This is a genomic window from Flavipsychrobacter stenotrophus (assembly GCF_002954265.1).
GTDB classification, from domain to species: Bacteria; Bacteroidota; Bacteroidia; order Chitinophagales; family Chitinophagaceae; genus Flavipsychrobacter; species Flavipsychrobacter stenotrophus.
Genome location: NZ_PPSL01000001.1, coordinates 702,131 through 715,574, shown reverse-complemented (window position 1 = coordinate 715,574; position 13,444 = coordinate 702,131). Strand labels below are relative to the sequence as shown.

The window sequence follows — 13,444 nt, the reverse complement described above, 5'->3', positions numbered from 1 at the left end:
CTAAATGCCCACCTGATAATCATAAATATCGCCTAAGATTGTCACGGTGAGGTTCTCGAACCGCGACAATCTTTGGCGCGTCGGGCCGGTTCTCTTCGAATGCACTAAACAAGAACCCGAATGTCATGGTGAGCCAGAGTTTACATTGAGTTTATCGAAGTGCCGAACCACGACATTTCGCATCGCGCCGGTTTTCTTTGAGTACGTAACAACAAACTCCCCTCTTATTTTAAGAGGGGACGATATTCGACCGGCCACAGGCCAGTTGTCGAATGTCGGGGGTGATAAATACAGGATCAGGCCGATTCTCTTTGAATAGCGCAAATAATTGAGCATTCTCCTTATTCTAAAATTCTGGCCATTCTGATTCAGACAATTACTCCACATCAATAGCCAATCCAAACTGCTCCACCACCTCATCAAACCTAATATGCTCAATAGACATATCTTTTGGCAAACCTGAATCAGTCATTGCCTTCCATTTCTTTTCCCTATCCAAAACTACTGGGTCCACCTTCTCGCTAAGTGGATTTACAGCATATCCAATAAGTCCCTGCACTACATCGTCATAAACGTCAAACTCCAGACAAGGGAATATTTCTTCCAGGTTATAATCATAGTCCCACAAGTACAATACATTATCCGTAGCGATCTCTAATACATACATGTTACACTCATCTTCGAATTCAGGCGCTATAGCAACTCGTGTCGCAGCCACCGGTGTCACTTCGACCTCATTAATAGCTATCAAATCCTCAATTTTTGCAGCCTTTACCCTCGATTTTTCTATCTGTCTCCGCTCTTCAAATGGAATAAAGACCACAAAGGCACCACACAGAACAGCAATCAATACCAGGAAAGAGAAAAGAAAATTGGAATGCGAAGCAGAAAGATAGGCTAGGTAAAAGAATAATATCCCCAACAATACCGCCACCAAATAATGATATTGCTTCACCTTAGGCTGCAACTGGCTGAGTGCATCTGCCTGTGCTTGCCTTAGGAGTGCAATCTCATTAGAATATAAAGGCCTGGAGATGGTGGTGAGTTTCATAGAAACAGGTTTTATAACACAAATATAGAAACGGGAAACTAATTATCAATTGTTTTGGCGAATATACCCGATAGACCACCTCGTCCGCGTTTGCAACGCGGATGCCACGGTTGGGCGTTTGTAACGCCCGTCTAATTTTAAAATACATAATTACAATTTCACCTAATCCCATTGATACTGCCTGCATCAACCGTAAGTTGACAGTTCACGCCCCCCTGACAAAAATCACTACCCACCTCCCGAAAATCTTCGTAATTTTCGCCCATGGAAATGAAAGACCGTAAGCCGGTATACTATAGCGAATACCTGCAACTAGATAAAATACTGAATGCCCAGGAGCCTGAAAGCGCCAAAGAAGGAATAAAAGCCGACGATGAAATGCTGTTCATCGTTATTCACCAGGCATATGAGCTTTGGTTCAAGCAGATACTCCATGAACTACGTGTGGTGCGTGAAGTATTCATGCAGCCCAACATCCACAATAACACACCCGATATATATAATAGTGTACACCGCCTTAAGCGTGTGTGCTCTATACTCGAATTGACTGTTACCCAAATGGGCATCATTGAAACAATGACCCCGCTCGACTTCCTCGATTTCCGCGACCTGTTACGCCCAGCATCCGGCTTCCAGAGCATACAGTTCAAGATGATAGAAGCTACGTTGGGCCTGAAGTACGACAACCGCCATGGCAAAGCCTATTACCTGTCTCAACTTACCCAGGCCGATGTAAACCGCGTAAAGCAGGCCGAGAGCGAAGTATCACTGCTTACCTTGCTCAACAGCTGGCTGGAACGTATGCCATTTACCAAAAACGCAGAATACTGGGAAAACAACACCGGTAACTTCTGGACCAACTACCGCGAGGCATATAAGAACAGCCTCAGCGAAATAGAACAGGTAAATATGAAAATGTTCGACACCCTATTCACCAACGATGCCGAGTACCCTGAAGGCCGCTCATTCAGTGCCGATGCCAGCCGAAGCGCACTGTTCATCATGCTCTACAGAGACCATCCGCTATTGCAACTGCCATACAACCTGCTGAGCCTGTTGCTGGAGATTGACCAGAACCTCAGCATGTGGCGCCATAGGCACATACATATGGTACAGCGCACCATTGGCAAGCGCGTAGGTACCGGTGGCAGCACAGGTGCAGAATACCTGAAGGGCGCCGCCGATAGCCACTATATATTCAAAGAACTGGCCGAACTCACCTCATTCCTCCTTCCCCGCAACATGCTGCCAAAGCTTCCCGAAGCGCTGGTAAAGGATTTGGGGTATTGTAATTAGTCGTAAGTCATAAGTCGTGAGTCTTTCGTAAATAGTAAAAGGTAGGGAGCACAGCTCTCTACCTTTTACTATTATAACGGCAGTACTACATCAGTACACTCCCACTCCCACTCCCACTCCCACTCCCACTCCCACTCCCACTCCCACTCCCACTCACACTCACACTCACACTCACACTCACACTCACACTCACACTCACACTCACACTCACACTCATACTCATACTCTCACTCATACTCATACTCTCACTCTCACCCACACCCACACTCCGACGACTTACGACTTATAACTTACGACTTATGACTAAAAGAAGACATCCACATTTTGTTAATGTCCTTTGCCAGACAAAAACCCCGTTGTAAATTGCACCGGAATACCAACCACTTGTGCGGACTCAGGTAGCGACTCATTATCATCCTGAGTTTTTATCGAAGGGTGCGTCTCCAAAGCGTCAGGGCCACACAAAAAGTGGCAGCATGTGGCAGAAAGTGGCAGAAAGTAGCAGTTCGTTAAAATCCGCCAAAAACCTTACCTACAAACACATACCGCCAAAACACCAAGTGCAAACTGCCACTTTTATGAAAAACTGCCACTTTTCCGAACCCCACAATTAACCCGCAACAACCAAAGCTTTTTACCTTCTACTTTAGACTTAATACTCTCTATAAAAATCCTTAACTTTATTACCACTCACCAAACACACCATCATGGAAAAGCAAGTTCACTACGGACCGGTTGCAGAAGCACTCGAAGAATTTAAGAAACAAGGCTTCACCAACAGCTTCAGTTTTCGCGATGAGGGTATTGGCCACACAGGAGGGGTATACATGCCAGAAGAATTAAAGATAGTTGATGTCTATCGCTACGAAGGCGATTCCGACCCCGATGAAGAATCAGCCGTTTATGCACTAATCTCCAGGGAAGGGAAAAAAGGCGTGTTGGTTACCGGTTACGGCGTTTCATCAGAAACCTCCTACCAACAACTACTGGAACGTATTGAGTGGGCGGAGAAATAATGATCCTTACACGGTAGAATTTGCGCCTTAAATGTTTTGACCCCGTTAAGTCAATGTCATTGATATAATCAAACTAACAAGCTCTGAAAGAGCGACATAAATAGCGAGGGGTTTCAACCCCTCAAACCAAAAATACAGCATGTCAGAAGCCCTGTAAGGGCGACATAATTATGCAAGCCGACAAACCAATACTTATAGGTTAAAAAATCTCATCTCACTTATGATTAATATTCCGCTCTGTATTAATATGGTAGGTATAGTTCGTAGTAACGATGATGTCATTACAGTCAAAATGCTTCACCACCCCATTGTCTTGTAGGGTCACCACCCAGCAGGTGTTTTGGTGCATACCATAGTCAATAAGAAAAATGGCATGCCCCCGGCCAAGCGGCGTATCTACAAGTATAGTCGGATTAAGTTGTAGTATCATAATACTGTGACCATAAAAAATACCATGCCACTTCCACAAGTCTCATAATCCCCTTAAAAACCCTCGATCGAATTGTCATTATTGCCTTGCTCATTATTTGCTGCACAGTATCAATTGCACAGCAACCTAAGGTAATGAAGCCCACCACCAAAAGTGGTAAGACCAACGCTATGCAGCTGAACTACGCAGGCGCTCGTTACGATGTATTCGTGGTCAACAATCCTGCACAAAACATTCAGCTTTTCTGGAAAGGAGCCAACGGAGCAATATTGAGAAGCTTGGGTAATCTGAAGGCTTATACCGCATCAAAAGGGAAAAAATTGCTCTTTGCCGCCAACGCCGGCATGTACACAACTGAAAATGGCCCTAAAGGTTTATACATAGAAAATGGAAAAGAACTTAGACGGATAGACCTGAAAAAAGGACCAAAGACCAATTTCTATATGCAGCCCAATGGTGTTTTCTACACCACCGCCCAACATGCTTATATAACAACATCCGAGACATTCAATAAAAAGGAAAAGGTAGTATTCGCCACACAATCCGGCCCCATGCTAGTAGTAGACGGCGTAGTCAATAGCCAGTTCACAAAAGGCTCAGCCAATATCAACATCCGCAATGGAGTGGGCATAGATAAAGACGGCCGGGTTTATTTTGTTATATCAGATGGCTTGGTCAACCTATATGACTTTGCAATGATCTTTAAAGACAAGTTACATTGCCCGCAAGCCCTCTTCCTCGATGGTGGCATCAGCCGTACCTATCTGCCGGAACTGAAACGTATGGACCTGGATGGTGATTTTGGGGTTATGGTGGGGGTGACTGAATAATCCTACAACGGGTTTCTCACCCTATCAGCAATACTACGGGCATATGCCTTTTGCATCTTATCTGACCATATATCTATCTCAAAAAGAAACTTATAATAATCAGAAATTATACGAATACTTACACCCTTATCCCCCTTTTTCCATCCAAATAGTCTCGCCTCATCATACTTCATCTTCATTTGCAAAGTAGAATCCATATCTGTCGGATTACCATACTTGCCGTTAAAAATTTCTACACAGTTTGATATTGTTTCGTACACACTATCATACTCCGACCAACTATACGCATTGCCAATAATTTTCACCTCCATCAATCCGTTTTCAAAATAATAAGGTTCAATATGGTCGTACTGAAAACCGTTAAATGAGTTGTGATCAACGATATCTAAATTACTAATAGCAAACGCTACGTCATCTTCTTTACTTCCAAATAGTGCTCCGGGAATAGCAGATATCTGCTCCACACTATCTGCAACTCTTCTTATTGCGGCTAGGGAATCGAGTGCCAGCTTCCGCTGTTCTTGTTCAACGTTTCTGCAGCCGGTGTGCGTGTATGCCACTACAGTGAGGGCAAACAGGAGGAATTTAAACTTCATGGTGGTGATAATTAGGAATGCTAAATAAGAAAACGAAAATACAAAATTGAATGAAAACCTACCGGCTCTGCTGCATAAATTAATGGATTAATTTGGCCATATGTATCACTATTGTTTTGGTCAGCAATGCCCTGTCTTATGATCACCTTAGCACCCATATCACAATAAAACCTTAACGCGCTCATATCCCACTAATAACACGTACCTTTGCACCCTTAAATTAAATTTTAATTAAATGTCTGGTTTTACAGTTGCAATAGTAGGAAGGCCCAATGTAGGTAAGTCAACTTTATTCAATCGCTTATTAGAACAGCGCAAGGCTATTGTTGATGATGTGAGCGGTGTAACCCGCGATCGCCAGTACGGTATTGCCGACTGGGCAGGAAAGGTATTCAATGTTATCGATACTGGTGGTTTCGTTAGCCGGTCTGAAGATGTATTTGAGCGCGAGATACGCAAGCAGGTACATATAGCCGTTGATGAAGCTGATCTTATATTATTTGTCTGCGATACCACCACAGGTATAACCGGTCAGGATCAGGATATGGCTGACCTCCTCAGGCGCTCTACCAAACCGGTGTTGCTGGTTGTAAACAAAGTAGATAACCCCGAACGAGCTTTATACGCTACAGAATTTTACTCTCTGGGCTTCGACAATACATTCATGATCTCCTCTATCTCAGGAAGCGGCAGTGGTGAATTGCTGGATGAAGTAGTTACGCATATCAAGGACGATGAAGAACCTACCGAGAACCTGGATGCAGAAGGCAACCCGTTGCCTAAATTTGCTATCATAGGTCAGCCAAATGCAGGTAAGTCTACCCTGTTGAATGCTTTGATCAATCAGGAACGTACCATTGTATCAGATATTGCAGGTACTACCCGCGATACTATTCATACGCACTACAAGCTGTTCGGTAAAGAATTCATGCTGATAGATACCGCGGGTATCCGTAAGAAAAAGAACGTACACGAAGATCTGGAGTTCTACTCCGTTATCCGTGCCATCCGCGCTATGGATGAAGCCGATGTTTGTATGATGCTGATAGATGCAAGTGTAGGTGTTACCGCACAGGATGTAAGTATCTTCAGTTTGGCTACAAGAAAAGGTAAAGGCGTTGTGGTATTGGTCAACAAGTGGGACCTGGTTCCAAAAGAAACCAATACCGCCCGCGACTACGAAAAAATGCTCAAGGAACGTATGGCACCATTTACCGACTTCCCCGTAATATTCGTATCCGCGTCTGAGAAGACCCGTATTTTTCAGGGTATGGAAAAAGCACTGGAAGTATTCGAGAACCGCACAAGGCGCATCGCTACATCGGTATTGAATGAGGTTATGCTGAAGGAAATTGAAAACTTCCCGCCGCCAATGACCCGTGGTTATGCAGTTAAGATCAAGTTTGTGCAGCAGGTGCCTACGCACGTGCCGTCATTCGCATTCTATTGCAATCACCCCGATTCTGTTAAGAAACCATACGAGAACTTCCTCGAAAATAAGATCCGCGCACACTTCAGCTTTAGCGGTGTTCCGGTTCGTATCTTTATGAGGCAGAAATAAGACAGTAGATAGTAGTTAGTACATAGTAGATGGATTGATCCGTGCAAAGAATGTGAAATATTAACCGGTATGTATGAAGCGTGAAGACTTACGACTTAATACTTACGACTTACGACTAAACAATGAAGGCAAGAACATTAAAAAAAGATAAGGTAAACATCATTACACTCGGCTGCTCCAAGAATATGGTTGATAGCGAGGTATTTAGCGGACAGTTGCAGGCCAACGGCATAGAATCTGTGCACGAGAACCGTAAGCTGGACCACAACATTGTGGTGGTGAATACCTGTGGCTTTATTGATAAGGCAAAAGAAGAAAGCGTCAATACCATACTGCAGCAGGTAGATCTGAAGCGCAGTGGTAAGCTGGATAAAGTATATGTTACTGGTTGCCTTAGCGAACGCTACCGCAACGACCTGATGAACGAAATACCAGAGGTGGATGCCTGGTTCGGCACAATGGAATTGCCATTGATGATGAAACAGTTCAATGCTGACTACCGTGCGGAATTGATCGGCGAACGTATGCTGGCAACACCAAAGCACTACGCGTACCTCAAAATATCTGAAGGTTGTAACCGTACCTGCTCTTTCTGCGCCATCCCTCTGATGCGTGGCCAGCATGTATCTAAGACAATAGAAGAAGTAGTAGCAGAGGCTAAGCGCCTTGTAAACATGGGTGTAAGAGAGATCATGCTCATAGCGCAGGAGCTTACTTACTACGGTCTTGATATTTACAAAAAACGTGCTTTATCTGAATTATTGAAGCACCTGAGCGATGTGCCGGGCCTTACTTGGATCCGTCTACACTACGCTTACCCGCATAAATTTCCGTTGGAAATACTGGATGTAATGCGTGAAAGGGATAATATCTGCAACTACCTCGATATGCCGTTGCAGCATATTTCCGACAACATGCTTACTGCCATGAAGCGCCAGATCACCCGCAAGGATATTACTGAATTGCTGGCCAATGTTCGTGATCGTGTTCCGGGTATCTGTATCCGCACCACCCTTATCACAGGCTTCCCCGGCGAAACACGTGACGATGTAGAAGATCTGAAAAACTTCCTGGAAGAAGAACGCCTGGATCGCGTAGGTATCTTTACTTACTCCCACGAGGAAAACACATCAGCATACGGATTGGTCGACAACATTTCTGCTGAAGAAAAGGAAGAACGTGCGCAGGAAATAATGGAGGTACAGCAGGAAATTTCGCTTGAAAAGAACCAGGAGAAAGTTGGTAAAGTTTTCAAAGTGATCATCGACAAAAAAGAAGCCGGCCGTTACCTTGCCCGTACCGAATTCGACAGTGTTGAAGTAGATAACGAAGTAGTTATTGAAAGCAAAAAAGCCCTGCCAATTGGCGATTTCGTTAATGTACGTATCACCAAAGCATTCGATTACGATCTGGAAGGTGAAGTAGTCGCATAACAGGTAAAATTCTAAAAAGTACAATCATAAAAATGCCCTGAGCAACTTTGTTACTCAGGGCATTTCCAACTCAGATCACTAATTCCTATTTAAACGGATTATCCAAAACAGGTGCCTGTTCGTCATTCATCCCCATTATGGTATTGATCTGCGCCTTTAAGAACCAATCATCACCACCCGCATATAACAGTATATTCACCTGCGGACAAACCCTTCTCATTATCGCCTTCAACTTTGCCTCACTTTGTTCATTCACACCCGAAATTACCACCAGATCGTGCTGGTGACTTTGAAATAGTTCAATTGCCTTTTCGTCATCACCTGCCCCTTCTGCATGCCAATCTTCTTCTGTTGCAATAATGCCCAGCATCTTTGTCAATAATTCCTCATTATGCGAAACAACAAGAATCTGCAACATATTTAAAGCTTTGTAGTAAAATCAGCTAATGGCTTTCTATCCCTTGGCGTCAATTCCCTTGTTTTGTATGGTTCAGGTAGTTTATCAGCCTCACCAAGGTAGCCGAGGGCTATCATACAAACCAACTCCTTATCCTCACCTAAATTCAATGCCAATGATATAATATGTTGATCGAAACCACCCATACCATGTGCATATATATCCATAGAAGACGCCTGCAGAAACATAGTCGTATTAGCCATACCCAGATCATGTACCGCCCATTTGTTTTCATTGCCGTTTGCCGCCATGTTTTTTCTGGCTACAGCAGCGATCAATACCGATGCATTTTTAGCCCAGGTCTGGTTGAAGACAGCTAATCCGTCATGCAGTTTCTGAAAACCATCTGTACCATTAAATGCATAATAATACTCCCACGGCTGCTCATTGGCAGCACTTGCCGACCAACTGGCCGCTTCAAGTATTGTATCCAGGTCTGTCTGCGAGATCTGTTTATCAGAGAATGAACGTGGGCTCCACCTGTTGCGTATAAGGTCCAAAACGGGACCATTTGTATTTGCTTGTTTTATCATTTTTGTGTCTGAAATTGAATACAAATGCAAGAAACGTATGTACGTACATTTATTTGAAATAGTAATATCGTTATTGCTTTACCGAGGTTGTAGGCGTGTGAAGAAATTGCTAGCCCTTAATCGTGCAATGCCAGAATAGGCATATTGTTCAATTTGGCCAGTTGCTTGGTATGGCTCTGATGGAAGATATTATACCAAACACCATGGCTATGCGGAATAACAACAAGAAAATCGAGGTTGTGCTCCTTTACAAAAGATGCAATACTCTCTATTACATGCGGATTTTCGATACCATAGTACTGCGGCTTCACATCATCCAGCAGATCATGTACAATGGCCTCATTTTCTTTTTCAACCGCTGTAACCTCCAGTTTAGTAGTAGATACATGTACCACATGCAAGCCGGCCTTGGTGTGCCCTACCAGCCATTTAAGAAAACTCACCTGGCGCGATGCAAGGACGGTACGATAATCACATGCAAAACCAATATTAGTGATAGGCGTAAACGCTACGTGAGCAGGTACCAGTAACAATGGTACAGCCAGGCTGGTCAATGAGTTCAACAGTTCGCTATCCCACATCCATAGGTTCTCATAATCGCCAACGGCACCCATCACTATTATCTCCGGTTTTACCTCATCTATCTGGTCTCTTAAGGTCTCTATCAATCCACCGACTACAGTCTTACCCAAGATATTTAAGTGAGGATACTTTTCCCGGGTGCGTTCTACATCATGGTCCAGATTATCCTGGTTTATGTCATAGTCATCTTTCAAGGAAGACAGGGCAACGGCATCAGAAGTATAATTGACCGGCATTGTATAAATATGCAGCAATTGAATGTTTATTTGACTGTCGCCAATCAATTTGCAGGTATAGTCAATTGCATTGTGTGCAGATTCAGAAAAATCGTTGGTAATGATTATGGTTGGTGTCATGTGTGTGGTTTTTAATTGTGTGGTTTTTCGGTACATCCATCGCATGCCGGTCTCAGATTCTCTCTGAATTTCTCCAGTACTTTCATGCAGCCGGTTATCATTTCGGCAGGCATATCAGAGCCGGCAAAGTCATGCATCTCCCAAAGCCAGGGTTGCATCTTTGCTTGCAATGCCTTACCCGTGTCCGTTAAAAATATGATCTTGTTTCTTCTGTCGTTGGTATCTTCCTGGCGGTATACCAGCCTGCGTTTGGTGAGGTTATCTATAAGGTAGGTCATGCTGGCCTTATCCTTCACCGTAATATTGGCTATTTCCTGCTGATTGATGCCATCAGAAGTCCAAAGGCAGCCGAGCACCTGAACCATCTCGAAGGTCAGGTCCATATTTTCAGCCCTCAATTTGGCCTGTATATATTGCCTAAATGCAAGATTGACCCTGAGGATCTCTTTAGTAAATTCAGCAATGATCTCATTCTTTGCATCGCTCATAGCCACACAAAGTTAAATACTTGACTATTAATTGCCAAACTATTTTTTCGCTACTCCTTCTATGATATCGTTTAGGGTCTTATGCTCCAGCACGCCTATAGTTGCGTCTCGTGTTTCAATGAATACCTGGTTGATCTTGCATACATCTTCCTCGCAATCAGCGCATTTCTTATAGAAGTGTAGACTCACACATGGCAGCATAGAGATGGGACCATCCACTATTCGGATGATCTTTGCCAAAGAAACTTTTTCGGGCGATTCAAGCAGGTAGTATCCCCCACCCTTACCTTTTTTACTTTCCAGTACACCGGCTTTTCTAAGCTCCAGCAGAATATTTTCAAGGAATTTTAGTGGGATCTTCTTCCTTTCTGATATCTCTGATATCTGCACAGGGCCTCCGTTAAACCTTGTAGCAAGGTATCCGGTGGCTTTAAGTGCATACTGAGCTTTCTTTGAGAGCATATTTAATTATTTTTTCTCTGACATTGAAATGACAATAATACAAAATCATCCTTAACAATTCATGCTAAGTTAATAATGTACGTAATAATATAAAAAACAGTTCAAAATAAAATAGTCTACTAATTTGGTGGACTAAAATATTTATCATTATCTTTGACCGGTCAAAAAGAAATTACAAGGTACTTAACCATGAAAAACATCAATACATTAAATAGCAAAATTGCTGCACAGAATATCTGTTGTTGTTGTAAAACAATAACCGGATGCTGTTGTAGCTGTTAAGCTTTTATTTAATGAACATTTTATTAAATGGCTTTACGCACACAGCGTGAAGCCATTTTTTCGTTTGGGCAATACCTTCAATCAACAAAAAAAAACACAATGGAATTTACAGAACAACTAAAGAACTATAGCCTACTGACCAAACGTTTTATAGTAGGCAATGAGAATCTGAACAAAGAAGGCGTACTGGCAGTGTGCAAGCTACTTAATGAAATGATAAAGCTGAACGACCAGGCAATTAAAAAGGCTTTCGGCAGTATCAATTACGATCGTATATCTGCATCTCATTATGAGATTGATTTTATTGATCAGGCAGCATTGGGAGATGCCGTTGAAATTGAGTCGCAATACACTACTACCAGAAACGACAGTCTGCTGATAGACATCATTATCCGCAAGCGAACCAATAAAAAAATAACCATTGGTGAGGGGCGATTCGTCTTCCAATCGAAAGACCACGTTACCACGCGAATGCCGGCTTTCGCATAAAATAACCATAAATATTGTCAATCTAAAAAATAACAGCACACATGAATTTTCAATTAAATAGCATACCTGCCCGCACAGCCAAACCGAGAGTAAATGGACTAACCATGATAATGGACAAAGGACTGGGATTAAGAGGGGTAAGAGATTTCCTATCTGTATCTGCCGCATATGCCGACATTGTAAAACTAGGCTTTGGTACTGCATTCGTTACCAATAACCTTATCGGTAAAATGGAGATATACCGCGAGTTTGATATACCGGTGTACTTTGGCGGAACACTGTTCGAAGCTTTTATAGTCCGTGGTCAATTTGAAGATTACCTAAACCTCGTAAAGGAATACAACCTGCAATATGTAGAAGTATCGGACGGATCTATAACCATACCGCATGCCGACAAGTGCCGGTATATAGAGCAGCTAGCCAAACATGTGACCGTATTATCTGAAGTGGGATCTAAAGATGCTGAGCACATCATTCCGCCTTACAAATGGATAGAACTGATGCGGGCAGAGCTACAAGCTGGCTCATCTTATGTGATAGCGGAAGCACGCGAAGCAGGCAATGTAGGTATATACAGGGGCACAGGTGAAGTTCGTGAAGGACTGGTGCAGGAAATACTCACCCAGATTCCTGCGGAGCAGATAATATGGGAGGCTCCACAGAAGGCGCAGCAACTGTACTTCCTCGAACTACTTGGAGCTAATGTGAACCTGGGCAATATAGCGCCTTCAGAACTCATAGCACTGGAAGCCATGCGCATAGGACTGAGGGGTGACACTTTCTACTTATACCTCAATAAAAACAAAGAAGCGAAACAGAAAATTTAGATGTCTACATTCATAATCAGTAAATTATCATCCTCATTTAAAATATAAGTTTATGTCATTAAGACTCGGAGATACCGCTCCCGATTTCAGCGCCATCACATCGGTGGGCGACATCAGGTTTCATGAATACCTGGGCGATAGCTGGGGTATATTATTCTCGCACCCAGCCGACTACACGCCGGTTTGTACGACCGAACTAGGGCGAACAGCGCAACTTAAAGATGAGTTCGCAAAGCGCAATGTGAAAGTACTGGCTGTTAGTGTAGACCCGATAGACAAACACTTTGGCTGGATAGCGGACATCAACGAAACACAACATACAATTGTCGACTTTCCGATAATAGCCGATGAAAACCGCAATGTGGCGGAACTGTATGATATGATACATCCTAATGCATCGGCCACCGCAACTGTTCGCTCACTATTTATTATAGGCCCAGACAAGAAGATAAAGCTGACCCTCACCTACCCTGCCTCTACCGGCCGCAACTTTACGGAAGTGCTTCGCGTTATTGACTCACTACAACTAGCTGCAGAATATAGCGTGGCTACTCCTGCCGACTGGAAGCACGGTGAAGATGTGATCATAGCCCTTTCTGTAAGCACCGAAGATGCTCAGACAAAATTCCCGAAGGGCGTAAAAATCGTAAAGCCGTATCTGAGGTATACCCCGCAGCCGGATAAGGACTAGATTTTTAATGAAGAATACCCACCTGATATGCCCGATGCGAAATCATCGGGCATATATTACTTTC

General features: G+C 43.4%; 16 protein-coding genes. 8 read left to right on the top strand and 8 right to left on the bottom strand.

Going from position 1 to position 13,444, the window contains the following annotated elements; all coding sequences use genetic code 11:
- Positions 1–376: 376 nt before the first annotated feature.
- Positions 377–1,051 carry a hypothetical protein gene (locus CJD36_RS03200; protein WP_105037653.1) on the bottom strand — a complete coding sequence of 225 codons (675 nt, stop codon included), beginning with the start codon at positions 1,049–1,051 and terminating at the stop codon, positions 377–379.
- 270 nt (positions 1,052–1,321) lie between these two features.
- Here CJD36_RS03200 and CJD36_RS03195 point away from each other — a divergent pair, with 270 nt between their 5' ends.
- Together CJD36_RS03195 and CJD36_RS03190 are read left to right on the top strand one after the other, a co-directional pair.
- Positions 1,322–2,347, top strand: a complete 1,026-nt coding sequence (locus CJD36_RS03195) for a tryptophan 2,3-dioxygenase family protein (RefSeq protein ID WP_105038046.1) — start codon at positions 1,322–1,324, stop codon at positions 2,345–2,347.
- 707 nt (positions 2,348–3,054) lie between these two features.
- On the top strand, positions 3,055–3,363 hold the full coding sequence (locus CJD36_RS03190; RefSeq protein WP_105037652.1) for a hypothetical protein: 309 nt from the start codon (positions 3,055–3,057) through the stop codon (positions 3,361–3,363).
- A gap of 214 nt (positions 3,364–3,577) precedes the next feature.
- Here the strand turns inward: CJD36_RS03190 and CJD36_RS03185 are convergent, their stop codons facing one another.
- The gene (locus CJD36_RS03185) at positions 3,578–3,793 is read right to left on the bottom strand and encodes a hypothetical protein (protein ID WP_105037651.1); all 216 of its coding nucleotides are present in this window, start codon (positions 3,791–3,793) and stop codon (positions 3,578–3,580) included.
- Positions 3,794–3,927: 134 nt separating this feature from the next.
- On the opposite strand from CJD36_RS03185, the gene CJD36_RS03180 reads away from it, so the two are divergent.
- Positions 3,928–4,623 (top strand): phosphodiester glycosidase family protein, encoded by a 696-nt coding sequence (locus CJD36_RS03180; RefSeq protein ID WP_105037650.1) that lies wholly within the window; start codon positions 3,928–3,930, stop codon positions 4,621–4,623.
- Positions 4,624–4,625: 2 nt separating this feature from the next.
- Here the strand turns inward: CJD36_RS03180 and CJD36_RS03175 are convergent, their stop codons facing one another.
- Positions 4,626–5,219, bottom strand: coding sequence for a hypothetical protein (locus CJD36_RS03175; protein ID WP_105037649.1), 594 nt, complete (start codon positions 5,217–5,219; stop codon positions 4,626–4,628).
- 235 nt (positions 5,220–5,454) lie between these two features.
- Between CJD36_RS03175 and der the strand changes: the two genes are divergently transcribed.
- Positions 5,455–6,780 carry a ribosome biogenesis GTPase Der gene (gene der, locus CJD36_RS03170; RefSeq protein ID WP_105037648.1) on the top strand — a complete coding sequence of 442 codons (1,326 nt, stop codon included), beginning with the start codon at positions 5,455–5,457 and terminating at the stop codon, positions 6,778–6,780.
- Positions 6,781–6,902: 122 nt separating this feature from the next.
- A complete protein-coding gene (rimO, locus tag CJD36_RS03165) occupies positions 6,903–8,213 on the top strand; it encodes a 30S ribosomal protein S12 methylthiotransferase RimO (protein ID WP_105037647.1) in 1,311 nt (436 codons plus the stop codon).
- 85 nt (positions 8,214–8,298) lie between these two features.
- Here rimO and CJD36_RS03160 read toward each other — a convergent pair whose 3' ends face one another.
- The 5 genes from CJD36_RS03160 to CJD36_RS03140 all read right to left on the bottom strand — a co-directional run bounded on the left by CJD36_RS03160 (position 8,299) and on the right by CJD36_RS03140 (position 11,091).
- Positions 8,299–8,631, bottom strand: coding sequence for a response regulator transcription factor (locus tag CJD36_RS03160; RefSeq protein WP_105037646.1), 333 nt, complete (start codon positions 8,629–8,631; stop codon positions 8,299–8,301).
- Positions 8,632–8,633: 2 nt separating this feature from the next.
- Positions 8,634–9,203 (bottom strand): nitroreductase family protein, encoded by a 570-nt coding sequence (locus tag CJD36_RS03155; protein WP_105037645.1) that lies wholly within the window; start codon positions 9,201–9,203, stop codon positions 8,634–8,636.
- Between the two features lie 116 nt (positions 9,204–9,319).
- The gene (locus CJD36_RS03150; protein ID WP_161499189.1) at positions 9,320–10,141 is read right to left on the bottom strand and encodes a universal stress protein; all 822 of its coding nucleotides are present in this window, start codon (positions 10,139–10,141) and stop codon (positions 9,320–9,322) included.
- Positions 10,142–10,152: 11 nt separating this feature from the next.
- Positions 10,153–10,629 carry a MarR family winged helix-turn-helix transcriptional regulator gene (locus CJD36_RS03145; RefSeq protein ID WP_105037643.1) on the bottom strand — a complete coding sequence of 159 codons (477 nt, stop codon included), beginning with the start codon at positions 10,627–10,629 and terminating at the stop codon, positions 10,153–10,155.
- A 39-nt stretch (positions 10,630–10,668) separates the two neighbouring features.
- Positions 10,669–11,091, bottom strand: a complete 423-nt coding sequence (locus tag CJD36_RS03140) for an RrF2 family transcriptional regulator (RefSeq protein ID WP_105037642.1) — start codon at positions 11,089–11,091, stop codon at positions 10,669–10,671.
- Positions 11,092–11,472: 381 nt separating this feature from the next.
- Here CJD36_RS03140 and CJD36_RS03135 point away from each other — a divergent pair, with 381 nt between their 5' ends.
- From CJD36_RS03135 to CJD36_RS03125, 3 genes are read left to right on the top strand one after another with little or no spacing between them, the layout of a single operon-like run.
- Positions 11,473–11,862 (top strand): hotdog family protein, encoded by a 390-nt coding sequence (locus CJD36_RS03135; RefSeq protein ID WP_133162469.1) that lies wholly within the window; start codon positions 11,473–11,475, stop codon positions 11,860–11,862.
- Positions 11,863–11,903: 41 nt separating this feature from the next.
- The gene (locus CJD36_RS03130) at positions 11,904–12,689 is read left to right on the top strand and encodes a phosphosulfolactate synthase (RefSeq protein ID WP_105037640.1); all 786 of its coding nucleotides are present in this window, start codon (positions 11,904–11,906) and stop codon (positions 12,687–12,689) included.
- A 52-nt stretch (positions 12,690–12,741) separates the two neighbouring features.
- A complete protein-coding gene (locus CJD36_RS03125; protein ID WP_105037639.1) occupies positions 12,742–13,380 on the top strand; it encodes a peroxiredoxin in 639 nt (212 codons plus the stop codon).
- Positions 13,381–13,444: the final 64 nt, after the last annotated feature.